At 41.1% G+C, this 23,485-nt stretch carries 18 protein-coding genes; 7 read left to right on the plus strand and 11 right to left on the minus strand.

The genetic code is table 11. The annotated features are described in order from the left end of the window. Nucleotides 1-255: 255 nt before the first annotated feature. Nucleotides 256-696, minus strand: coding sequence for a thermonuclease family protein (locus H6G41_RS24410; protein WP_190749462.1), 441 nt, complete (start codon nucleotides 694-696; stop codon nucleotides 256-258). A 246-nt stretch (nucleotides 697-942) separates the two neighbouring features. Between H6G41_RS24410 and H6G41_RS24415 the strand changes: the two genes are divergently transcribed. Together H6G41_RS24415 and H6G41_RS24420 are read left to right on the plus strand one after the other, a co-directional pair. Then, nucleotides 943-1,863, plus strand: coding sequence for a DUF4349 domain-containing protein (locus H6G41_RS24415; protein WP_190749463.1), 921 nt, complete (start codon nucleotides 943-945; stop codon nucleotides 1,861-1,863). Nucleotides 1,864-2,076: 213 nt separating this feature from the next. Then, nucleotides 2,077-3,606, plus strand: coding sequence for a SagB/ThcOx family dehydrogenase (locus H6G41_RS24420; RefSeq protein ID WP_190749465.1), 1,530 nt, complete (start codon nucleotides 2,077-2,079; stop codon nucleotides 3,604-3,606). Between the two features lie 95 nt (nucleotides 3,607-3,701). On the opposite strand, the gene H6G41_RS24425 is transcribed toward H6G41_RS24420, so the two are convergent. The 4 genes from H6G41_RS24425 to H6G41_RS35865 all read right to left on the minus strand — a co-directional run bounded on the left by H6G41_RS24425 (nucleotide 3,702) and on the right by H6G41_RS35865 (nucleotide 8,516). After that, nucleotides 3,702-6,248 carry a DUF3769 domain-containing protein gene (locus H6G41_RS24425; RefSeq protein ID WP_190749467.1) on the minus strand — a complete coding sequence of 849 codons (2,547 nt, stop codon included), beginning with the start codon at nucleotides 6,246-6,248 and terminating at the stop codon, nucleotides 3,702-3,704. Nucleotides 6,249-6,589: 341 nt separating this feature from the next. Further along, nucleotides 6,590-6,706, minus strand: coding sequence for a photosystem II reaction center protein I (locus H6G41_RS24430; RefSeq protein WP_190749469.1), 117 nt, complete (start codon nucleotides 6,704-6,706; stop codon nucleotides 6,590-6,592). Between the two features lie 391 nt (nucleotides 6,707-7,097). Next, nucleotides 7,098-7,787: a DapH/DapD/GlmU-related protein gene (locus tag H6G41_RS24435; protein ID WP_190749470.1), complete on the minus strand. Its 690-nt coding sequence runs from the start codon at nucleotides 7,785-7,787 to the stop codon at nucleotides 7,098-7,100. A gap of 600 nt (nucleotides 7,788-8,387) precedes the next feature. Next, nucleotides 8,388-8,516, minus strand: a complete 129-nt coding sequence (locus H6G41_RS35865) for a hypothetical protein (protein ID WP_277878182.1) — start codon at nucleotides 8,514-8,516, stop codon at nucleotides 8,388-8,390. A gap of 484 nt (nucleotides 8,517-9,000) precedes the next feature. Between H6G41_RS35865 and H6G41_RS24440 the strand changes: the two genes are divergently transcribed. Further along, nucleotides 9,001-9,315, plus strand: a complete 315-nt coding sequence (locus H6G41_RS24440; RefSeq protein WP_190749472.1) for a hypothetical protein — start codon at nucleotides 9,001-9,003, stop codon at nucleotides 9,313-9,315. A 509-nt stretch (nucleotides 9,316-9,824) separates the two neighbouring features. Then, nucleotides 9,825-12,389, plus strand: coding sequence for an alpha-glucan family phosphorylase (glgP, locus tag H6G41_RS24445; RefSeq protein WP_190749474.1), 2,565 nt, complete (start codon nucleotides 9,825-9,827; stop codon nucleotides 12,387-12,389). A 55-nt stretch (nucleotides 12,390-12,444) separates the two neighbouring features. Here glgP and H6G41_RS24450 read toward each other — a convergent pair whose 3' ends face one another. The 4 genes from H6G41_RS24450 to H6G41_RS24465 all read right to left on the minus strand — a co-directional run bounded on the left by H6G41_RS24450 (nucleotide 12,445) and on the right by H6G41_RS24465 (nucleotide 18,196). Beyond that, nucleotides 12,445-13,179 (minus strand): DUF429 domain-containing protein, encoded by a 735-nt coding sequence (locus H6G41_RS24450; RefSeq protein WP_190749476.1) that lies wholly within the window; start codon nucleotides 13,177-13,179, stop codon nucleotides 12,445-12,447. Nucleotides 13,180-13,251: 72 nt separating this feature from the next. Next, nucleotides 13,252-14,202 (minus strand): prolyl aminopeptidase, encoded by a 951-nt coding sequence (gene pip, locus H6G41_RS24455; protein ID WP_190749493.1) that lies wholly within the window; start codon nucleotides 14,200-14,202, stop codon nucleotides 13,252-13,254. Nucleotides 14,203-14,302: 100 nt separating this feature from the next. Further along, a complete protein-coding gene (locus H6G41_RS24460) occupies nucleotides 14,303-17,248 on the minus strand; it encodes a S8 family serine peptidase (protein ID WP_190749478.1) in 2,946 nt (981 codons plus the stop codon). A gap of 765 nt (nucleotides 17,249-18,013) precedes the next feature. After that, nucleotides 18,014-18,196 (minus strand): hypothetical protein, encoded by a 183-nt coding sequence (locus H6G41_RS24465; RefSeq protein ID WP_190749480.1) that lies wholly within the window; start codon nucleotides 18,194-18,196, stop codon nucleotides 18,014-18,016. Between the two features lie 437 nt (nucleotides 18,197-18,633). Between H6G41_RS24465 and trpS the strand changes: the two genes are divergently transcribed. The 3 genes from trpS (at nucleotide 18,634) to H6G41_RS24480 (ending at nucleotide 21,105) form a co-directional block, all read left to right on the plus strand. Continuing rightward, nucleotides 18,634-19,644, plus strand: coding sequence for a tryptophan--tRNA ligase (gene trpS, locus H6G41_RS24470; protein WP_190749482.1), 1,011 nt, complete (start codon nucleotides 18,634-18,636; stop codon nucleotides 19,642-19,644). A 269-nt stretch (nucleotides 19,645-19,913) separates the two neighbouring features. After that, nucleotides 19,914-20,843 carry a methylenetetrahydrofolate reductase gene (locus H6G41_RS24475; RefSeq protein ID WP_190749484.1) on the plus strand — a complete coding sequence of 310 codons (930 nt, stop codon included), beginning with the start codon at nucleotides 19,914-19,916 and terminating at the stop codon, nucleotides 20,841-20,843. A 115-nt stretch (nucleotides 20,844-20,958) separates the two neighbouring features. Beyond that, a complete protein-coding gene (locus tag H6G41_RS24480; RefSeq protein WP_190749487.1) occupies nucleotides 20,959-21,105 on the plus strand; it encodes a hypothetical protein in 147 nt (48 codons plus the stop codon). 93 nt (nucleotides 21,106-21,198) lie between these two features. Here the strand turns inward: H6G41_RS24480 and H6G41_RS24485 are convergent, their stop codons facing one another. Both H6G41_RS24485 and H6G41_RS24490 read right to left on the minus strand, forming a co-directional pair. Next, a complete protein-coding gene (locus tag H6G41_RS24485; protein WP_190749489.1) occupies nucleotides 21,199-22,524 on the minus strand; it encodes a serine/threonine-protein kinase in 1,326 nt (441 codons plus the stop codon). A 62-nt stretch (nucleotides 22,525-22,586) separates the two neighbouring features. Next, a complete protein-coding gene (locus H6G41_RS24490; RefSeq protein ID WP_242038035.1) occupies nucleotides 22,587-23,336 on the minus strand; it encodes a serine/threonine-protein kinase in 750 nt (249 codons plus the stop codon). Nucleotides 23,337-23,485: the final 149 nt, after the last annotated feature.

The raw sequence follows: 23,485 nt of genomic DNA on the forward strand, positions 1-23,485 counted from the left end.
TGTATAAGCTGTTTTCAACTATTTTGACAATTCATCTCTAGATAGGGGTAGGACTTACACAAGTGTGACAAAAAATTTAATTTTTTTGGTAGTCAGCGGCTCTATCCCTTATTCTGAGGAATAAAGTCTTGACTACGAACTTCAAAGAATATACTAGTTGAGTAAGTCCTCAGGGGTACAAACAAGATTTTTCTCTTTACTCTGGGTGAATAAGGTTTTGAATCAGGATTTTAGCCCTAAAAATTTCTCAAATCATTACCTTGCTCGATTCCTATTGCTGATAGGATTAAACTGCTGCCATAATCCTAAACGCTTATTTTTGGCGTTAGCTTCGGCAACTAAATATTGCATTCTGCTTTCTTCGCAATCAGGTAAAGTTTCTCGATCGACAACAGCATTACCTTCTTCTACCAATCGGAGATTGACTGAACGATTATCAACAAATACTTCGCCCAGTATCCGCCCATTTTCTTCGCGGTTGAGGCTTTTAATTACTACTGGGCTACCTGATGGTAATAGTCGTTTGAGTTTGTTAGTAGCCGAGGTAATATGCTGTTGTTTAGTTTCTTTTGGTGTATTAATACACATTAGCTTGACTGTGGCTGTTTTACCTGTATCATCTTTAATCTGGATTGTATTGCTATCTGCTACGCCGATGATAGTAGCCAGTATTAACATTAACTCGATTAGACTCATGGAAATTTAAGTATTATTTAACGCTTATCCATAAGTTTAAATCAGTATTTATAGTTAGATAATGAGAGAAATCACGCAATTTAGAGGCGCATCAGCTTAGAATCTGTTCAAGGTTGTCAATCTAAAATCCAAAATCCAAAATTAGGATGAGCGATCGCTTCTGTTACAAAAATAGCAACAATAGCAACTTTCAGTTTTGCTCTCAGCCATACTGGGATTAAATTCATCTATCCTATGGTTTAAGTTATGCCAGCCTCGATGACATTACCGCACAAATCTGGTTTAGCTATGACTGCACTGCTAGGAGGTTTAATTTTTACTAGTTGTGCTGCTGTTCCGCCAGCATTGAAAACATCAAATCAAGCAACCCAGGAAATAGCAGGCGCAGCGCGATCACCTGTTGAAGGTGGAGGTGCGGGAGTAACACAACAATCTCAAGCAGCACCAGTACCCCAATCTCGTCCCCAACTAATTAAAAAAGCAGCAATAACTGTAATTGTTAATTCCGTCAGTCAAAGTATTGATACAGTCTCGAAAATTATTAATAACAAACAAGGCGATTTAATTGGTTTAAACGAACGTCAACCGACAAAAGATAACGCCCGTCATACTGCATCCATCACCCTGCGCGTACCGCAAAACCAGCTAGAATCAACTCTCAATGAACTAGCTAAATTAGGCACAGTAGAAAATCGCAATATTACAGCCGCAGATGTTAGCAATCAGTTAGTAGATATTCAAGCTAGATTAACAAATCTGCGGAAAACAGAAGCTAATTTACAAAAAATCATGGATCGTTCTGGTTCTGTGCGCGATGTCTTAAGTGTTGCCCAAGAACTAAGTAATGTCCGTCAATCAATTGAACAAATCGATGCCCAACTGAAAAATTTACAAAATCAAGTTGCCTATTCTACTATTACCTTAAACCTAGAAGCAGCAGTTTCCGGCAGCAGCCCGCAACGGGGTTTAGGTGCACAAATTCAAGAAACCTGGAACAATTCTAGTCATTCTGTTGGCGAGTTAACTGTTGGTTTAATGAAGTTAGCTATTTGGCTAATTGCTTACAGTCCTTATTTCTTAGTTTTAGTTGCTGCTATCTATGGAGTGAAGCGGTGGCGACGTAATTCTGTGGCTGTTAGACCAACACCACCAGCAGAAAATAATTAAGGGACTTCCAATTAAAAAAAATTATGGTTTTATATAAAAGGTTGTAGAATTGGAAAATTTTAGCGCTGAGGGGAGTAAATTAAGTTAGCTGAAGGCAATCTCCCCATCATTGAGGGATGGCAAGTGTCGAGAAGATTGTACCAATTAACACGAAATAATCAGACACAGGAATGCCAAGATCAAAAAAGGACGCCCAATGCTATTGAAACTACTATGCCAGAACTACACCAATCAATTGCGCAGCACTACCACGAACGCACTAAATACGACCCTCAGACACTGGCTGCAAAAAGTCAGAGCTTAGATTGGGCGAAGCAACCAGTACCATTCAAAGAGTACAGGATTGGCTCATCTTTCGATCTTAAACCCTACTTGCAAGCCAATTCTGAGGCGTCTACTAACGATGAAGATGCTAAATGGTGGCAAAGACTTTCACGGCTATTGTTTTGTAGCTATGGGCTAACGGCGAGAATGCCTTCAATGGGTGGGGTATATTTACGATCTGCCCCTAGTGCAGGTGGATTGTACCCGGCGGAGGTGTATGTAGTTTCGCGCGGTACGGAGTTACTACCAGCTGGTTTATATAATTACCAAAGTCGCACTCATTCCTTAATGCAGTATTGGGAAAGCGATGTTTGGCAGACTTTACAAGCCGCCTGTTTTTGGCATCCGTCTCTAGAAAATACTCAGCTTGCGATTGTCATCACCGCTGTGTTCTATCGTTCCGCTTGGCGGTATGAAGACAGGGCTTACCGCCGCATTTTCTTGGATACAGGACATCTGTTAGGAAATATTGAGTTAGCTGGGGCGGTTAATGATTATCGCCCGCACTTGATTGGTGGATTTATTGATGAAGCTGTTAACGATCTACTTTATATCGATCCGCAACAAGAAGGTGCGATCGCAGTTTTATCTCTGGCAGACTTGTTAGATATTAAACAAAATTTACCAATTGGACGCACCGCTTTACCTTCAGCCACCGAAACCAATTACCCAATTATTCCTGATGGCGAACTGCTAAAATACTTCCATCGCCATACCCAAATCGAACCTGGAACAACAGGCAAACTCAATTTACCTGAAGTTCAACAAGAAAAATCGCTAGAAGATAAATATAACTTTCCTTTCTGTCTGAAAATTCCCACAGCTACCATGTCCATTAACTGGGGTGAAAATCTCTCAGGACTGGAAAATACTATGCACAGGCGGCGTTCTACCCGTGCTTACAGTGGTGAAGATTTGAGTTTTGAAGAACTCAAAGCTTTACTTGATTTTACCTATCAACCGCAAAATTACATTTACCAAAATTTAGATCGTTCTCCAGACTACTTTGACCTGAATTTAATCGAAACATTTATTGCCGTTTGTGGCATCAAAGGATTAGAAGCAGGCTGTTACTATTACGCACCAAAAGCCCAAGAATTGCGACAAATTCGCTTTAAAAACTTCCGCCGAGAATTACATTTTCTCTGTTTAGGTCAAGATTTAGGAAGGGATGCTGCTGCTGTAGTCTTTCATACTGCCGATTTAAAATCTGCGATCGCGCAATATGGCGATCGCGTTTACCGTTATTTACACATGGATGCCGGACATCTAGGACAAAGGCTAAATTTAGCTGCTACTCAACTACATATAGGTGTGAGCGGTATTGGCGGCTTTTTTGACGACAAAGTCAATGAAGTCCTCGGTATTCCCGCAGATGAAGCAGCACTTTATATCACTACCTTGGGAAGACCAAGGTAATTGGTATGAGGCATTGGGTATGGGGCATTGGGCATTGGGCATTGGGCAAATATAATTCTTAATTTTGAATTTTGAATTATTTGCCCCCTGCCTCTTCAAGGCTCCTGCTGTGTTACGCCGCCAACAACTGGCTTAACTTGCTGACCGGAAAAGGGATCTGTACCGCCACTCCAGTTAAAATCGCTGATGCGGAAGCTAATACCGCCTAGTTGCAGTACGGGATTGTAACGTAACATTAGCCCGTAGGTGCGGCGGCTATATTCCAAAATATAGTCGGTGCTACTTTCTCTACCAGTATCTAAGTTAACCGAGGTCTGAAAGCCTATGCGAAACGGGCCATAGATTTGCTGTGTAATTCCAGCGGTTAATACTTTAGTATCAACAGCCCGATCGAATAAGAAGGGTGATAGTCCGCTGTTAAAACCTTGGGAATAGCTAACGTTAAAGGCAGTATAGTCTAAATATGGTCGGGAAAAGTGACCAATTTGCCCTTCTAAGCCAATGGTACCAATTAAGGTGCTTTGGTTATCGCCGTTGGTGTAATAACTAGTAGTCCCAGTGACACCAGCGATCGCTCGCAAGTAAGGAATAACTGGGTTAGCTGTGTATCGCAATCCCTCAGTAGCAGTAGGTGGTAAAGGTTGTCCTTGCCATAGCAATAAACCACCACTCAGCGCTGCACTACCTTGGAGACGACCTAGGGAAATGCGATCGTTATCTCTATTTGGTTCTAGGAGGTCAGGGCGATCGGTATTAGCATTAATATATTGGGCACCTGCCTGATAGCTCAAATTAATGCCGCTGTTACCGAGGGGAACGATGGGCGAAATGACTACACCCCCAAGGCTACTTTGGACGGTTTGATAACCGAGAGTACCGTTGTAAAGGCGATCGCGGTAGCTGTATTCTAAATTTAATAAATGGGGATTGCGATCGCCTAATGTCTGCCGTAGGCGCAAGCTAGCCCGCAAGTTATCTTCAACTTTACTTAAATTGAGGCTGGTTAACTCACCATTACCCTCAATTACAGACTTAGGATTCAACGTCACATTCAGCCTACTTCTGATGCCAAATAGCCCAGCGAAGTCATCAGTACCTTGTTCTACGGCTTTTTGCACAAAAAACTGGGGCGTAATTGTCCAGTTTGTTTTGTCTGTAGAGATTGCTGGAAAGCCGCGTTCTAGATATAATCCACCTCGTTGATCGCCATCAAAACCAGGAGAAACCAGCGCTGGAGTTACGTCTCGTTCTCGCCTGTCAATTTCCTGCTGTTCTCGCGGAATACCAATCGCAAAATTTTGGTCAAAAACTATCCGCGATCCTTGACTTCTAACTCGGTCTACTAAAGGTGCTTCTCTGGTTAACGTAACATTAGCCGCCCGTAATACTAATTCTGGCGGTGAAAACGGATCGTTGGTAATGCTGACATCTTTGGCTTGCCAACCACGGGGATAAAATTGAATTTGTTCAGCTTCAAAGCGGAGGCGATTGACTATACCCCCGGATTTTGGTTGAGGAAGGTTGCTGGCGTCGCTTCTTCCACCTACTATGACATTAATTCCGCCGGGACTGCTGATACCAGAAAGGGGCTGATTAGCACGAATGCGATCGCTGATTGGGCGCTGTGATACTCCTCCAGCGGTCACATCTGTAGGTAAAAAAGCTACATCTCTTTCTGCTGTGGGTAAGTAAATTTCCCCTCTGCCCTTTTCCAGTTCCCCGCTATCTTGAATAAAGTTATAAGTAAAGCGTTGTCCTCGCAATACCTGATCGCCCCTAGTTAAGGCGACGTTACCTTCTCCTACTGCAATCAAGTTATCTAAATTGATTTGCAAGCGATCGGCATCTACTACCGCCCCATCAAATCGCACCACCACATTTCCTTCCGCCGTCACTATCCGCCGTTGGTCATCATATACTTGGCGATCGGAAATTACTTCTACTGTTCTTGGTCTAGCTGGCGATGTGCTGGCAGGGGGAGTTATCTCGGATGGTTGACTTGCTGGCTGATTTGTGTTGTTTGGAGTCTGAGGTTGTGGCGTTTGAAATTCTATCGATGAAGGTGCAGGCGAATCGGTTGTAGGATTGCGAGACTTAAATTCAATAATATTTTGTACTAGTTGCGGCTGCTGTGGATTTTGGGCAACCGTAGATTGTTTTACAGGAATATTATTAGACTTTTCTACTGGAGAAACTTGACTAGGACTAGAAACGAATAAATTTTGATTGCTTGTAGCGGTTGGGGTGGATAAAACTTTAACATCTAGGCGATCGCTATCATTTTGCAGCGGATAAGCAATGCCCATAGGCTCCCCCAATAATGCTGCACTCGTCGGCGTATTCACAGGAGTGAATTCCGGAGGAAAAGTTTTTGGTGGATGGGGTTGATTGAGATTGGGAGAAACTACAAATCTATCCCTTGTCAATTTATGGGGATTTGGCTGAAGTTGAGATTGTTTCTCTCCAACCGCAGGCTGGGGTGTTGCTTGTTGCGGCTGGGATGTTTGTTGATTTTCCTGCGTCCCAGTATCTGTGGCAATTAATGAATTAAACTTGGTTTCATTAGCGGATGAAGTCAAATTTACAGGTTGTCTTGCTTCCGTAATTGGAGGCGGTGTAGGCGGCAAAACTGGATGAAGCATATTTCAGCACAATCAAGCTAACAAATAGCCAATAAGTAGCCGGAAGGATGAACAACACCTGTGCCTTCCCACTTTGCCGCCTATTTGCAGCAAGCTGGCTCAAGAAGGACACTAAATTGATCGCGAGAATTGCCCGGAGGAATTGCTTTTCGGTGAATGTTTGGGCATTCTCTCCGTTATAGCAAATCCCGCCAGCTTTGCCATTTGCAAATGCTTGTAAGGCGAATTCTTCAAGGTTTGCAACTGGCTGGGGTAATTATCCCCATTCAAGCAACTTAGTGTCCATCGCTTCTGGTGTTTTCTGCCTTCCGGCTTTTAAGAGCGGATTATCAGTCGCGCTTTTACTCGAAATCCCGACGACCGGGGTTACGAGCTGGATCGTTGGACAAGAAACCAAAGACGAAGATAGTCACAAAGAAGGCAACAACAATATAAACTGTGATTTTTAAAGTAAGCATCAGAGATATCTCCAAAAAGTATGAGAAACAGAAAATTTCTCTCTCGGTATCTGCTAAGCAGAAATGATAGCTCCTTTATATTACCCAAATCTCGCCCCTTTTTTGGCAGACTCTATTGATACTGGTCAATGTTTTTCGTGATTTTTATAGTCCACAGTGAAAACAGATGACTGTTGACTGTTGATCATCCTCACGTTTATTAACTATGCCAGTTGGGTAAGCCCTATATTTTTGGAGATGTCCCTAATTAAAAAAGTTGTGACCTTGCTACTCTTGTGACGTTTATTCGCTGCATAGGTTTCCGTCCATAATCCAAAAATTGGCTCAATTAGGGTATTGGTCAAAAGTCAATAATCAATGGTTGGTTATTTACTTCCTTGTCCTCCTTCCCTTATCCCCTCGCGCCTATTTCCTGACTTATGCGACTTTTGATAACTTTGGCTGGTACGCCTACAGCAACAGAGAAGGGAGGAATATCTTTTGTCACCACTGCACCTGCACCAATGACACTTCCTTGACCAATAGTCACGCCATCTAATACGCTAACTCCATGTCCTAGCCAACAGTCATCTTCAATCACAATTCCTTTGCGTGTAATGCCTTGGTATCGAATTGGCTCTAGGGGATTGGTAAAAGTATGATTATTGGCATATATGCCAGAGTGAGAGGCAATCATACAGTATTTACCAATTTTTATATCCCCAGGCCCAGCAATACACACGTTAGGTCCAATGAATGTCTCATCATCAATATATATAGAAGTACGATCTAAACAACCTATATCAACGTTACGCTCTATTGCTACTTTATTGCCTAGATAAATTCTATTATTTTCTCCTCTGCCATCTAGTCTCACACCCTTAAATATAAATACATTCTTGCTAATTTCTATTTGATTGCTGCCGAGAAATTCAACACCATTTTGAATATAGACTTGACTATCTAAGCGAGCAAAAATACTACGATATACCAAATTACGTAACTGAGGGCCAAGCGCGATCGCCGGAATATCACCTAATAATGTAGTCCATAAAACTTCTTGAGTTCGTTGAATTTTTGCTAAGTAATTTTGACGATTCATGATTATTTTCCTGCAAATAAATCGGAGCTATGACTATATTTAGTTGTTGGCTATTGTCAAGCAAATTAATGATGACGAAATGAGTCACCGGCTTTTAAATAAATCCGGGATCTGAGATGTCGCAATTATTAGTGCCAATTGATGGCAAACCTTATTTAGTTTTTAGATTTGCAAAAGATGTGAAGACCGCAATGTTTCGTTTATTAGCTGATGAGCAAACTATCCTATATGAATCTATAGGATTGAATTGATGTTACTGATTTATGGTAATAAATTTGGGATTTGATTCTCTGAGAATTTTTTACAGCTAATTGGTTTCCTATTCTGGCTTGTCTAACCAAAATACCTAATTTAATTAACAGTTGCTGTTGTTGGCAACAGTTAATTAAATCCTAAATATCCTCAATTTATCAACCAAAAATCAATCATCAAATTGCCATTGCAGCAGTTAAAATATTTGTTAACTGCTCTAGCTAATAAACGTTTGGTTAACAATAATACATTTTTAGAATAAAAGAACAAAGGTCAAATAATTTACCTTTATTTCCCATGTAGTTATTGTTGTATTATTTTAAGTATTTATAACTATAAAAAATTAAACTAGGGTGGAGTATCGCCAACTTCAGCCATCACATTGAAGTTCACCATCGGTGCAAACAAGTAAGCACTTCCTCGACTGCTGTGACGGCTTTCTTGCAACGATTTTCTAGAGTATGTTTCTCTAATCATGTTGCACACAGATGATTTACAAATTAAACAAAACACTCTTGCAATTACATGAGTGGCTTTTAACAATTGTTGCTTTTGAATATAACATATTTTATTTTTAATGGCTGTCTTTAAAAAATAATTTTTTTCTAAAGTTTCAAGCAATAAATATAGATAATAAGCTATTATTCTGATTTCGATTCAGGAAAAAATGAATATTTTATACCAAGAGATAAAAATTTTTAAGGTGTAGAGTTTTACCTTAAATAATTATTTTCTGTATTAAGTCATATTTAATAACTTTCCGAATTGGCATATCTAACATTTTGTAAATTTTTCCTCAGGATAACCCATTCGGGTGATGCGTGCTGAGTTGAGTTCATTATAAATTTTGAAGAAAACTTAGATATTCTTGGCAGACAAATTTACTCAACTTTAAAAAAGCGACTGCTCAATTTTGGGTATCACTTTCAACTACACACTGAGTTTAATAAGTAGGTTTTTAATGAAAGAAATTGTTAAACAAGCTTTAACCTCTGGCTATTTGAGCCTTGCAGCTCAACATCAGATCCGATTACTGCTACAAAGCGATTATGATTCAGAAGATCTCGATGCTTATATCATGTTGCAACGAGCTGTTTTAGCGGGTGAAGTCAAGCGAGAATCACGCACGCAGAAACCCCCTAGCGCTAATACAGCTAAAGATGCTGGATTAAATATCAAACATGCTTATCAAGTTGCGGCTGAGATTGCTTGTGTGGCTGCTATGGCTTTAAGTATGCCCAAAAATCCCCATGATTCTTCTTATTTGGGTGCATAAGTCAGTAATTTAGTTAATTTTCTTTATTTTTGGGTAAAAATGTTTTACTCGCTGAATTGGCTGGCGATAGTTCGTTACTAGAAATTCCGCAACAGAATTATTAAGAAATAATTAAAAATTTTCATCTACTTGTAATTGAGAGGAGATGATTTTTTGGACAGCTAAAACTCTTGGATTGGTCTATTGGTAAGCATTTTGCCAGTTATTACCTAGCTACTAAGCAAATCTAAAAAAAATATAAATACTGAAGAAATTTAATACATACTTATATCTTAATCCTTGAGTATCAATCGCAGTCAATAGTTAAGTTTTACAATAGCAGCGGTAGCTTTTGGAAGACAGATTAAGATAAGAAATGGTCTTGGTGTAAACTCTAGCAACCCTGACAAGAATAATTCTCAATGCTTAACAAAGTCACGGCATTTTTACAAACATAGTATAAAGAATTGGCAACATTGGGTAAAGACAGTAAAAAATAACTTTAGCTACACTTGGAGTTTTGCCAACCTATGCAGCCAATTCGTACATTCAACGTCTCTCCTTCTCTTCCGCCGCGACTCGAACCGCTGCGGCGGCTGGCATATAACTTGCACTGGGATTGGAACGTTGAGAGCAAAGATTTATTCCGCCGCCTAGATCCTGACTTGTGGGAATCTAGCCACCATAACCCAGTGTTAATGCTGGGAACAATTAGCCAAGGGCGACTCTCAGAAGTTGTTGAGGATGAAGGCTTCTTGGCACAAATGGATCGCGCTGCGCGTCAGCTGGAAGATTATTTACAAGAGCGTTCTTGGTATCAAAAGCAACGCAGCCAGTCACCGAAGGAATGTTACGCTTATTTCTCGGCTGAATTTGGCTTGGTAGATTGTCTACCTGTTTATTCTGGCGGTTTAGGCGTTCTGGCTGGCGATCACCTCAAATCTGCCAGCGATTTAGGCTTACCATTGGTTGGTGTCGGCTTACTCTACCAACAAGGATACTTTGCTCAGTATCTTAATGCCGATGGTTGGCAGCAGGAACGCTATCCAATCAATGATTTCTACAATATGCCGTTGCACCTGGAACGCAATGCTGACGGTTCAGAATTGCGGATTGCGGTAGATTACCCAGGACGCAAGGTTTACGCTAGGGTATGGCGGGTACAAGTGGGTACAGTTCCCCTGTATTTACTAGATACCAATATAGAACCGAATAATCCCTACGATCATGACATCACCGATCAGCTGTATGGTGGTGACATCGATATGCGTATCCACCAAGAAATTATGCTGGGGATTGGTGGCGTACAGATGTTAAAAGCTTTGGGGTATAAAGTTACTGCTTACCACATGAATGAAGGCCACGCCGCCTTTTCTGCCCTAGAGCGCATCCGTATGTTGATTCAAGAAGAAGGTTTGAGTTACGCTGATGCTAGACAAGTTGTAGCTTCGAGTAATATTTTCACGACACACACACCAGTACCAGCCGGGATTGACTTGTTCCCACCTCAGAAAATTTTGGACTACCTGAGATATTATGCAGGCATCTTTGACTTACCTGAAGAACAATTTTTAGGACTGGGGCGAGAAAATACAGGCGATTTATCTGGGCCTTTTAGTATGGCAGTGTTGGCGCTGAAAATGGCAACATTTTCTAATGGGGTAGCGCAATTACATGGTGTGGTATCCCGCCAGATGTTTCAAGGTTTATGGCAGAAAGTACCTGTAGAAGAAGTACCTATCGCTGCTATTACTAATGGCGTTCATGCCCGCAGTTGTGTGGCAAAATCCACTCAAGAGTTGTACGATCGCTATCTCGGCCCCAATTGGTCATCAGCACCTCCAGATAGCCAGCTATGGGAAAGAATGGACGCCATCCCCGATGAGGAATTGTGGCGCAATCACGAGCGCTGTCGCTTGGATATGATATTGTACGTGCGGGAGCATTTAGTTAAGCATTTACGCGATCGCGGTGCTTCGGCTTCGGAAATTGCTCAAGCGCAGGAAGTTTTAGATCCCAATGTTTTAACTGTGGGTTTTGCAAGGCGTTTTGCTACCTACAAACGCGCTACTCTGTGGATGCGTGATTTAGAACGCATTAGACGGATTTTACTGGGGAATAAAAACCGCAAGGTGCAATTTGTGATTGCGGGTAAAGCACACCCGAAAGATATCCCCGGTAAAGAATTAATCCGGGACATTAATCACTTTATCCGCGAACAACATTTAGAAAAACAAGTCGTGTTTGTCCCCAACTACGATATTCATATATCGCGGTTGATGGTCGCTGGTTGCGATATCTGGTTAAATACACCCCGTCGTCCTAGAGAAGCGTCTGGTACAAGCGGAATGAAAGCCGCTATGAATGGACTACCAAATTTAAGCGTCCTTGATGGTTGGTGGGATGAAGCTGATTATGTCCGCACTGGTTGGGCGATTGGACATGGCGAAAATTACGAAGATCCTAATTATCAAGATGAAGTAGAAGCCAACGCACTCTACGATTTATTAGAGAAGGAAGTTGTGCCGCTATTTTACGATCATCGCGATGCTGATGGTTTACCCCGTCCTTGGGTAGCAAAAATGAAAGACGCAATTCGCTTGAATTGTCCGTTCTTTAATACAGCGCGGATGGTGCGAGAATATGCACAACGGGCTTATTTCCCTGCAAGCGATCGCTATCATACCTTAACTGCTAATAACTACGCCCCAGCGAAAGAATTAGCTGAATGGAAAGCTAAACTCGCTGACCATTGGTTTAATATCAAAATCAAAGATGTGGATGTATCCGCAGCAGCAGATATTGAAGTTAACCAAACTGTGGCGGTAAAAGCCAAGGTAGATTTAGCAACTTTGACAAACAAAGATGTACAGGTGGAATTATACCAAGGCACAATTGATGCCAATGGTGATATAGTCAACGCCATTCCTGTAGTCATGGACTACCAAGGCGACGATACAGATGGTTTAAGTGTTTACACGGCTAATATTATTTACACAACCTCTGGTTTGCAAGGCTTGTCTTTGCGGGTATTACCAAAACATCCATACTTGTCGAATGCTTATGAACCAAGGTTAATTGCTTGGGCGGAGTAAATCTATTTTAGATTTTGGATTATTAATCTAAAATCCAAAATCTAAAATCTAAAATCTAAAATTGTTTGGGTGTAACAATGTAACCAGTAGTGCGATCGCCTAATACTAAGTTACGTTGTTCGCCCCAATACCACCAGTATGCAGCAACATAAGCGCAAATTAGGCTATCTAATTGGTCTTCAACGGCTTTAAGTGCTGCGCCTGTGTGGGGGATTTCGGAAATAAATGAACCGCAGAGGCGCAGAGAGCGCAGAGGTGGTTGGAGAGTGGGTAAAATGTTGAGAATATAATTGTAGAGTTTTACTAGTTCTAAACGGCGATCGCTCAAGCGTCCTTTTTTATATTTGAGAATGCGTTCTAAATTGAATAAGTTGACGATTGCGGGATGGGGAAAGACTTCGATTTGATATCTACCGGGTGTTTGCGGTTCAATGGTGGGTGCGTGGATAAAGCCACGAGATTCTAATTCTAAACCAAAGTTGACAGTCCGCTCGGCAAAAGCTAAACCCAAATTAGCCGGGTAGCAGCCAGCGTGATATTTACCAAAGTATTTGTGACTGAGTTTATCTGGTAGACGACTCCCCGTAGCGTTAGGAATGAGGGTAGGTGCGTCTACAGCAATTAAGGCGGGTTCTTCCGGTTGTACGCAACTATCAATCCAGGTGAGAATATCTGCGATCGCTTCTTTGCGATCTAAATCCGCAATCTCTAATTCATTATCAATTAATTCTAAATAACATAGTCCGCTTGGTTGAGATTTCCAACCTAAATCAATACCCAAAAATTTCATTTTTACATACCCATTTGAACCAAGATTGATTTGTAGGGGCGGAGTTTCCCCACCCTTGACAACAATTACGAATTACGAATTAAATGCAAACTTATTCGTCGCCGCAATTAACGCGCTGCGTATTCCCGGTTCACTCATCGAATGTCCCGCATCAGGAACTACAATAAATTCCGCTTCAGGCCAAGCACGATGTAATTCCCAAGCTGATACCATCGGACAAACGACATCATAACGCCCTTGCACCATTACAGCCGGAATATGGCGGATTTTATCAACATTTAATAGTAGTTGGTTCTCTGTTTCTAAAAACCCATGATTAATAAAATAATGACATTCAATCCGAGCAAATGCTTCTGCAAAATCATTCTGACCGAAGTTTTTCATCAAGTTAGTATCGGGAAATAATCTACTAGTACTAGCTTCCCAAATTGACCAAGCACGGGCGGCTTCTAATCTAATTTTTAAATCTGGGCTGGTTAAACGTTGATAATAAGCTGTGAGTAAATCATCCCGTTCTTCGGGGGGAATTGGTTTGAGATATTCTTCCCAAGCATCAGGAAAAATATAGCTAGCCCCTTCTTGATAAAACCAGTGTAATTCTTTTTTACGTAGCATAAATATGCCGCGTAAAATTAATTCTGTACATCTTTCGGGATGGGTTTGACTATATGCTAAAGATAAAGTACTACCCCAACTACCACCAAATACAGCCCATTTTTGGATTCCTAAATGTTCGCGGAGTTTTTCAATATCGCTGACTAAATCCCAAGTAGTATTTTCTCGCAATTCTGCATGGGGTTTACTTTGACCACAACCGCGTTGATCGAACATTACCAAGCGCCACTTTTGCGGATGAAAATATTGGCGATAAAAAGGCGGACAACCACCACCAGGCCCGCCATGTAGTAAGACTATTGGCTTTCCTTGGGGATTACCTGACTCTTCAAAATGAATTTTATGTAACTCTGATACCTGTAAATAACCTTCGTTATAAGGTGCGATCGCGGGGTAAAGTTCGTACATTTTAGGAATGAGAGTGAAATGGTCAATGGTCATTAGTTCTTAGTTTTTTAAGTTTAGACTATTGACCTTGGACTCTTGACAACCTCATTTTTAGGAATTGTTAGATAATTGGAAACTCAATCATAATATCTGAGTTAACAATGAAGCCGGAATTAAGATTGAGAGTAGCAAATTGAGTGCTGGTAATTCCATCATTACTAAAGCTTAAAGCACCTGTAGTGGCGTTATAACCGAATTGGTTTAGATTAGTTGCGCCAAAGGTAGAACTTTTGATCAAAATCTTATCTCCATCTGTTCTAGAGAAGTCTGTAATTGAATCAATTCCTTCTCTTAAAAGATCAAAGACAAAGATATCAGCACCAGAACCACCTCTCAAGGTATCCTGACCAAGACCACCTGTTAGGGTATCGTTACCATTATTACCTGTAAGGACGTTGTTACCATCATTACCTGTAAGAATATCGGCGTAATTAGAACCTGCGATCGCTTCTATGTCAACTAACCTATCACTGCCACCTAGTCTATCGCTAGCTATGCCCGTTGTTAGATTAACGTTCAAGCCAGTGGTAGCACTTGTATAACTGACAGTATCGTAACCTTTACCACCATCTAAGTAATCATTACCTACGCCACCATTAAGTGTATCATTGCCATTACTGCCTTTGAGGGTGTCATTACCTAAACCTGCATTCAGGTTATCATTACCAGCACCACCATCAAGAATATTATTCCCTGAATTACCTATGAGGACATCAGCATGATCAGAACCGACGATCGCCTCTATGCTAATTAATGTATCAGTGCCACCTAGCCCATCACTAGCTGTGCCCGTCTCCAGGTTAACATTGACACCAACAGTAGCACCTTGATAACTGACAGTATCAGTACCATCACCACCATTGAGGTTATCATTGCCAGCACCACCATTAAGGCGATCGTTACCATCACCACCATTGAGGCTATCATTGCCAGCACCACCAGTGAGGTTATTATTTCCTGAACTACCTATGAGGACATCAGCATAATCGGAACCGACAATAGTCTCTATGCTAATTAATGTATCAGTGCCACCTTGTCCATCACTAGCTATACCTGTAGTTAGATTAACGTTGACACCACTGGAAGCAAATCTATAAGAAGCCGTATCACTGCCGGCATCACCATTAAGGGTATCATTACCAGAACCACCATTGAGGCTATCATTACCTGCACTACCATTGAGGCTATCATTACCGGAACCACCATTGAGGGTGTCATTGCCAGTTTCACCATAGAGGTAGTCATTATCTTCACCCCCAAATATGACATCATTACCTTGTCCGCCATAAATGGTGTCTTGCGCAGAACCGATTACAGGACTGGCTGAGTCACCAAATAGGCGATCGTTACCATCTCCGCCATTAATATTGTCATTACCTTCATTGCCAAAAATCGTGTCATTACCAAGCCCACCTGCGAGGATATCATCTCCTGCGCCGCCATGAATGGAATTATGACTACCATCGCCAGAAATATTGTCAGTATTACTATCACCATAAGCCGTGTTTGTCGGCACCAGCTTAATATAGTTAAGATTGAAACCACCGGTGAGCATATCTAGCCGCAGTTCATTACTACCTGCGGTTAAACTCACTCCTTTGGCGATCGCATCTATCCAAACATTATCGCCGCCTGTAGAATCAAAGCTGATGATGCGTTCTTGATTGCTATTAAAAGTTGCTTTGATTTGTTGACCGTTACTAACAGAGGCAACTCGTACTACAATGTCATAGAATTTATTCTCAGTTGTGTTAACAGGATAATCTAGCCATTCTCCGGCTTGGATTGCAGTGACATCAAAGCCGCTATCATCACTGCTATCTTTGATATCTACTCCCAAATCTCGACGATATTTTCCACCTTCATTAGTGGGTGTGGTATCTTTAGCGTTATTATAGTTCTCTGCTTGAATAACAATTTCTGAGGTAGTAGAGACAGTATTATTGTTAGTTGTACTATCAGTTTGGGTTTGAGTATTTCCTACAACCTGTTGATAAGCTGCCAGCGCATTCAAACGACCGCCAGTGTTGACTTTATCTTGCAAAGAATCGAGCTTATCAACTGTTGAAAGCAAGGCGTATCTCAGTTCTAAAACTGTGAGATTGGGGTTAGCAGCTAAAAGTAAAGCCGCAGTACCAACTACATGGGGAACAGCCATTGATGTCCCTTCCCATGTAGCATATTGATTATTTGGTAGGGTACTGTCAATATTTTTCCCAGGTGCTGCTAAGTCTACAGAATTTGCACCATAGTTAGAAGCTCCTTGACTGAAAATGGCTAGTTGATCGTTTTCATCCGTAGCAGCAACAGTAATTATATTAGGTAAGTCGTAGCTAGCAGGATAACGCGGTGTAATGTCATTATCTTTACCAGAATTACCTGCCGAGGCTATAACTAAAACGCCACGCTTGTATGCATACTGTAAGACATCATATTCATCTTGATTCCAGAATGGGGAACTAAAACTGAGGTTGAGGATTTTAGCTCCGTTCTCGATTGCATAATACATACCATAAGCTAAATTCCATAACAACCCGCCTCCATCGCTGACACGGGTATGCTTGATAGCCATGATTGAGACATTCGGACTGACCCCGATTATTCCTAGGCCATTGTTGCCTACAGCACCGATGATACCAGCAACGTGAGTTCCGTGACCGCCTTTTGGGTGGTTATCCAGGGGATTACTATCTTCATCACCAAAGTCCCAACCATGAATATCATCAATATAGCCGTTACCATCATTATCAATCCCATCATTAGGTATTTCGCCAGGATTCGTCCAGATGTTACTCGCTAAGTCTAGATGATTGTAGTCAACACCACTATCCACAACAGCTACGATGACATCTTTACCGCCTTGTGTATAGTTAGATACAGTTGTGGCATTAATCTTTTGTAAACCCCAAAGATTCCCAAAATATGGATCGTTGGGTAAAAAATCTGGTACTGCTGGCTCGCCCTCTGCATCTGTTGGCTGCTCAGTTTCTTGTTCCTCGTTGCTCATATTTAACTGAGCATTATTGTTTATTATTTCCATTAAAAGAAAGCACCTACAAAAAGATAATTAAATAATGAAAAAAGTCACCAAATTTTTTATCAAGGGATAAAAATCTGGGTTAGTATTTACGCGATTAGGGAATAAGCAGAAAAAGATTTATGTCATTCCACAAGGACTGCTCAATAACGGGAATGCATCCTGACTATCAATATTATTTGTTAGTTTATCCAATAAAATTGGCAGTCTGCAAATTATATTGCCATGCTTTTTGAAGAATATTATGAAGTTTCAGTAAAGTTATATTTTTTTCATATACTATGTATCTGAAAACACATTGATAACAGCTTTTAGCTAGGATAATAATTTATTATTAAGCAAAAAGCTTGAAAAATCTACCTTAAAAATGCTATTACCTAAAAAATTACTAGTATAAAATTTACATCTACTTCTTGCTGATACAGGATAGAATCATCAGCCTTAAGCGGCTATGAAGACTAGTTTATGAACTTTATAAAGTTAAAATGTGCTTTATTTACGAAAAAATACCAGATAATATTGCTAATCAATCGAAATAGACACCAACGCTTAACTAATTACAGCAAAGCTGTTTTTTCCTAATTTTATCTATTTAAACAAACTATAATTAAGTGATTTAGGATTGCTGGGCAGAGTAAAAACAGACAAAATGATGACTTTATTCTTTAAATAAAAAATAAAATCGCAGCATACAATTAATACAAAATGCCGAAAATTCTCATAAATATAGATTATCTAGCAACAAAATGCAGAAGGCGATCGCTCAGATCCAATTAATGAAGATGGTGCGCTGATTTCTGGTATAAGGTATCGGCAATCGTGGAAAAAATTATCTGTTTTTAGTGCCAAAAGTAAGGCGATCGCTTTTATTATTCCATCACCCAGAGCGATCGCTACCCATTGCCACCAGAAAGCCATCTACTTTTTTACCTAATACCACACCTTTTTAAATTAACTCTCTAAAATCCTCTTTCTGGATAATCATTGCAGAGATGATGACCATATCGCAACAATCCCAATCGACTAGCGAGACATTGCGATCGCCAAAGCGCATCTTCTAATCACTAAGTATAAAAGCTACTTATTCTCAGGTTACTGCTAAATAAACTATCCGACAAGAATTTAACTTTTACTGATTTTTGTAAAGCGAAAGTAGATAAGGGGGCTAGGGTTTAAGGGGTTAGGGTTCAGAAGCTAAGGACTATAAATGCCCCATGCCCAATGCCCCATGCCCAATGCCCCATGCCCAATGCCCAATGCCCAATGCCCAATTCCCCTAGAAAATGTCAAAATTAAATGTGTTTTGTAATTGCCGCCTTGGATAGGGCGGATTTGAGATAACTAACTTGAAATTTATGGGCAAGCAGCGCGTTCTGTCGGGAGTTCAACCAACTGGAAATTTACATTTAGGCAACTACTTGGGAGCAATTCGTAACTGGGTGGAAGCCCAGAGTGATTACGACAATTATTTGTTTGTCGCTGATTTACATGCAATTACGGTGCCACATGAACCCAAAGAGTTGGCATCTAATACTTATAACCTCGTTGCTCTCTATTTAGCTTGTGGTCTAGATTTAAATTATTCCACCATTTTTGTTCAATCTCACGTCTCGGCACACAGCGAACTTACCTGGTTGCTCAATTGCATTACTCCCCTTAACTGGCTACAAGATATGATCCAGTTTAAAGAAAAGGCTGTGAAACAAGGGGAAAATGTTGGTGTCGGCTTATTGGATTACCCTGTGCTGATGTCTGCTGATATTCTGCTTTATCAGGCAGATTTTGTGCCAGTGGGTGAAGACCAAAAGCAACATTTAGAATTAACGCGAGATATCGTCAATCGATTTAATCACTTATTTGCGAAACCGGATCAACCAGTGCTAAAGCTACCAGCACCTTTGATTCGCAAGGAAGGCGCAAGGGTGATGAGTTTAACTGATGGTACGCGGAAAATGTCCAAATCCGATCCGTCAGAATTAAGCCGGATTAATTTGTTAGACACGCCAGAGCAAATTGCTAATAAAATTAAGCGTTGTAAAACCGATCCAGTTCGGGGTTTAACTTTTGACGATCCAGAACGTCCAGAATGTAATAACTTGTTAACCCTATATCTGCTGTTGTCTGGTAAAAAGAAAGAAGATGTGGCAGCAGAATGTAAAGATATGGGTTGGGGACAATTCAAGCCATTATTGACCGAAACTGCGATCGCATCTCTCAAACCGATTCAAGAGAAATATCAGGCAATTATGGCAGATAAAGGTTATCTTGAGTCAGTATTACGAGAAGGACGGCAAAAAGCGGAAACTGTTGCTAAACAAACCCTAGCAGAAGTTAAAGCTGCTTTAGGTTACACCATGCCTAATTAGATTGCCTTGATAGCCTGTTTGTAAAGTAAATATTAAGCTAGGAAGCCACTAAATTATAGTGGCTTTCCTGATTTTCAAAAGTAGCTTGGTGTTACGGCTATTCATAGGATTTGAGGCTTTGAGTGCATGAAAATTAGCTGTAACGGACGAGATTTATTGATACGTTAAGCATTGCCATAAGGCAACCGAGAATTTAAGGTTTACTTTATAAAACATCTCAATAGGGGTAAATTGATTTACCCTGAAAGAAACTGGAAATTCTGAATGTTATGTCTGATACTCAAAGTCCGACAGTTTTGAATAGCTTTCGCCAAGCTGCACAAGCAGGCGAATTTTTAATTACTGCCGAGGTAGCACCACCTAAAGGCGGAAATCCAAAACACATGCTTGATATGGCGGCGACTCTTAAGGGGAGGGTTCATGCTGTCAATGTTACCGATGGTAGCCGAGCGGTATTGCGGATGTCTTCGTTGGTAGCTTCGGCAATTTTATTACAACATGGAATTGAACCGATTTGTCAGATGGCTTGCCGCGATCGCAATCGCATTGGTTTACAAGCAGACCTCATGGGTGCCCATGCTTTAGGTATCCATAATATATTAGCTTTAACAGGTGACCCAGTAAAAGCTGGCGATCACCCAGATGCTAAAGGCGTCTTTGACTTAGAAGCTATTCGTCTGCTGCAACTAATTCGCAAACTTAATCAAGGTATTGATGCTAACGAACAACCTTTAACTGATGGCGCACTCGATTTATTTGTCGGAGCAGCAGTTGACCCCCAATGTGCGAGTTTATCAGGTTTACAAAGCCGCTTTGAACGCAAATTACAAGCAGGAGCGCAATTTTTTCAAAGTCAATTAATTACAGACTTTGATAGGTTAGAAAAGTTTATGTACAGCGTAGCCGCAGGTTGCAATAAACCAATTTTAGCCGGAATTTTTCTGTTAAAATCGGCAAAAAATGCCCAATTTATTAATAAGTGCGTTCCTGGTGTAAATATTCCTCAGCACATTATTGATAGGTTAGCTAAAGCCAAACACCCGCTAGAAGAAGGCGTAAAAATTGCCGCCGAACAAGTACAAATTGCCCAACAATTGTGTCAAGGCGTACACATGATGGCGGTGAAGCGAGAAGACTTGATTCCGCAAATTTTAGATTTAGCGGGAGTTAAGCCAGTTAATTTGGTATTAACTAAGTAAACAGCAAAGGCGATCGCATTTTTTAGCTAACTGTAAAGTGAAGAAGTGCGATCGCTCTTTTCCTCGCCCAATTGCTAAACTAAAAAACAACCCTTACCCCTGCAAAGGTAGTATTATGACCACAGGAAAGGGTTTTCAGCTTCGCAATAGCCGCTTCGGATACGACAATTGCTATTTAGGCGATCGCCTACTGAGTTTTACAGAAATATTGCAATATTGCGATCGCTCGGTGTATAACCATAAGCTTAAGTCTTTGGTTTAAGGGTGCGTACACGCTTATCGTTATTTATCGCTTCTTCACTCGATACAATAGCTACAAAATCTTTTGTCATTTAGCTCCTAGAGCTTGAGGAAGCTATGAACCTGTATTAAAAATCTGATGTCCTAACCATCCCAAACCCAAGCCTAGAGTAGAAGTGCTAGCTAAAATTAGAAAAGTATGAAATTCGCTAAAAGAGTTTAGTAATTTTTCTCCAGTCTCAGTCAAAGCCACAGCCAAAGCCACAGCCACAGGAACAGCCCCAACCCAAGCCACAGCCCAAGCCCAAGCCACAGCCCAAGCCACAGCCACAGCAAAAGCCCCAACCCAAGCCAAAATCCAAGCCCCCTCCAAAGCCCCAGCCAAAGCCCCAATCCAAGCCCCCGCCAAAGCCACAGCCCAAATTATGTACTGGCGTGGCAAGGCTAAAAAGTAGCCTATCAATAGGTAACTTAATAATACACCAATTAACCAGCCCCAAGGAATAGTTCTAGTTCGTTTCTTAGTTCGTTTATCTGGAATAGGCTTTGACTCTGGCGGGACTTTGGGACGAGGAACTTCTGTTCTATAAACTGGTTTAACTGGTTGTGTAGGTATAGCTTCTGGTGCTTTTAACATTTCCAACCATTCTTGCATTGACTGAGGGCGTTCTTTTGCCTCCAGCGCCATACCTTTGAGAATTGCCTGATTTAATTCCTTGCTAATGTTTGGATTAATTTGTTTAGGTGATTTCAGAGAAGCATCATGCAACTTGCGAGCTAGAGAAGTTGTAGGGCGTTGACCTGTGACTGCATAATAAAGTGTAGCAGCCAAACAATAAACATCTACGGTTGGCTCTCGACTGCCTTTGCTCATCTGTTCATAAGGCGCAAACCCTTCATTACCTGCAATACCCTTTGAACTTAAAGTTTTAGGTAAAAGTTCTTTAGCAATCCCAAAGTCAATTAAAACCGCTTTGCCATTTGTCCGCATCATGATGTTTCCAGGGTGGGCATCTCTATGTACTAAACCTGCTTGATGCACTACGCTCAAAGCTTCCCCAATCTGGCAGATGTAGGGTAAAATCTCTGCTTCTGGTAAAGCCCCCCTACGCTTCACTGCTTCAAACAAATTTTCTCCCTCAACAAAGTCCATTACCAAACAGTGAGTAGCACCTTCCCGAAACAAATCAATTACTCCCACAATATGAGGATGGGGATCTTGAGATAAACGTGCAAGTATCCGCCCTTCTTGGATAAATCGCTCTATATATTTCTCATACTCTGGATCGTGGCTGAGGTATTCGTTAGGTGTTTTAATTACAACTGTCCGGTTTAGTTCAACATGCAAAGCCTTATAGGTAATTCCGAATCCCCCCTGTCCCAGAACTTGCTCAATTACATATTTGCCACTTTGCAATTGTTGTCCTGCTATCCAGGGCATGAATACCTCTAAGTCAAAATAATTACTTTAATTTGAGCATCATGATGAAAGTTTAGCTAATTTTACGGTTTTTTGGTAGATATCGGACTGGGAGACAGTGAAGGTGGGTTAGTAGGTGGGGAAGGTTTTAATTTATCCATCACAGCACCCATTCCTGCAAGTAAAGTGCCAATAGCTGCGATCGCCGCAATCACCACTCCCCAAATCTGAATTTGTTGCTGCAAATTTGAGTTAGTGTTAGATGTTACAGTTGGCTCAGGCTGAGGCGTTTCCCCAGTCAACCCTAAAGAATCGAGCCATTCGCGCATCGACTGCGATCGCTGTTTGGGATCTAGCTTCATACCTGTTAAAATTGCGCTGTTGGTGCGATCGCTAATCTCAGGATTAAGATCTTTGGGAGGAACTAAACGAGCATTATCTATCTTGCGTTTGAGGGCACTAACTGGTTTTTTTCCAGTCAAAAGCTCATACAGAGTTGCTGCTAGAGAATAAATATCGCTATACGCCCCAGTTGGTATACTTTGAGCGTAAAGCTCAGGTGGTGTAAATCCTTCAGAAGTTTCTTTAGTTCGGTTTGTGGTTAAAATATGGTCAAAGTCGAGAGCTAAACCAAAATCGATCAGCACTGCTTCCGGTTGTCCATTTCGCACTCGCAAAAAAATATTTCCTGGATGCACATCTCGATGAATCAGTCGATTCTGATGCACAACTATCAAAGCTTCCCCAATTTGCTGAATGTAACGTAGTGCTTCTTGTTCTGTCAGTATTGGTTGGCGACGATCAGCTAAACTCACTCCGTCTACATATTCCATTACCAGACACAAACGGTCTGCTTCTTCAAAAGAGTCTGTAACTTCTACTAAACCTCATCCATCTTGAAAACTGGAGTTTTCGCAGAAAACATATTACTGTGGATAGGTGGTGTGGTAGAAAATCAAACAGGAATGCTAAAAGTAGAATG

This window comes from Tolypothrix sp. FACHB-123, from assembly GCF_014697075.1.
Classification (GTDB): Bacteria; Cyanobacteriota; Cyanobacteriia; order Cyanobacteriales; family Nostocaceae; genus Aulosira.

Bases quoted from the DNA above. Each gene is read 5' to 3' on its own strand.
- H6G41_RS35865 (WP_277878182.1), bottom strand. From the start codon at position 8,516: ATGATTAGAGAAACATACTCTAGAAAATCGTTGCAAGAAAGCCGTCAC.
- H6G41_RS24475 (WP_190749484.1), top strand. From the start codon at position 19,914: ATGTCTGATACTCAAAGTCCGACAGTTTTGAATAGCTTTCGCCAAGCT.
- H6G41_RS24465 (WP_190749480.1), bottom strand. From the start codon at position 18,196: ATGGCTTTCTGGTGGCAATGGGTAGCGATCGCTCTGGGTGATGGAATA.
- H6G41_RS24485 (WP_190749489.1), bottom strand. From the start codon at position 22,524: ATGCCCTGGATAGCAGGACAACAATTGCAAAGTGGCAAATATGTAATT.
- H6G41_RS24450 (WP_190749476.1), bottom strand. From the start codon at position 13,179: ATGAAATTTTTGGGTATTGATTTAGGTTGGAAATCTCAACCAAGCGGA.
- H6G41_RS24415 (WP_190749463.1), top strand. From the start codon at position 943: ATGCCAGCCTCGATGACATTACCGCACAAATCTGGTTTAGCTATGACT.
- H6G41_RS24460 (WP_190749478.1), bottom strand. From the start codon at position 17,248: ATGAGCAACGAGGAACAAGAAACTGAGCAGCCAACAGATGCAGAGGGC.
- pip (WP_190749493.1), bottom strand. From the start codon at position 14,202: ATGTACGAACTTTACCCCGCGATCGCACCTTATAACGAAGGTTATTTA.
- H6G41_RS24480 (WP_190749487.1), top strand. From the start codon at position 20,959: ATGACCACAGGAAAGGGTTTTCAGCTTCGCAATAGCCGCTTCGGATAC.
- H6G41_RS24440 (WP_190749472.1), top strand. From the start codon at position 9,001: ATGAAAGAAATTGTTAAACAAGCTTTAACCTCTGGCTATTTGAGCCTT.
- H6G41_RS24435 (WP_190749470.1), bottom strand. From the start codon at position 7,787: ATGAATCGTCAAAATTACTTAGCAAAAATTCAACGAACTCAAGAAGTT.
- H6G41_RS24430 (WP_190749469.1), bottom strand. From the start codon at position 6,706: ATGCTTACTTTAAAAATCACAGTTTATATTGTTGTTGCCTTCTTTGTG.
- H6G41_RS24425 (WP_190749467.1), bottom strand. From the start codon at position 6,248: ATGCTTCATCCAGTTTTGCCGCCTACACCGCCTCCAATTACGGAAGCA.
- trpS (WP_190749482.1), top strand. From the start codon at position 18,634: ATGGGCAAGCAGCGCGTTCTGTCGGGAGTTCAACCAACTGGAAATTTA.
- H6G41_RS24490 (WP_242038035.1), bottom strand. From the start codon at position 23,336: ATGGAATATGTAGACGGAGTGAGTTTAGCTGATCGTCGCCAACCAATA.
- H6G41_RS24420 (WP_190749465.1), top strand. From the start codon at position 2,077: ATGCCAGAACTACACCAATCAATTGCGCAGCACTACCACGAACGCACT.
- glgP (WP_190749474.1), top strand. From the start codon at position 9,825: ATGCAGCCAATTCGTACATTCAACGTCTCTCCTTCTCTTCCGCCGCGA.
- H6G41_RS24410 (WP_190749462.1), bottom strand. From the start codon at position 696: ATGAGTCTAATCGAGTTAATGTTAATACTGGCTACTATCATCGGCGTA.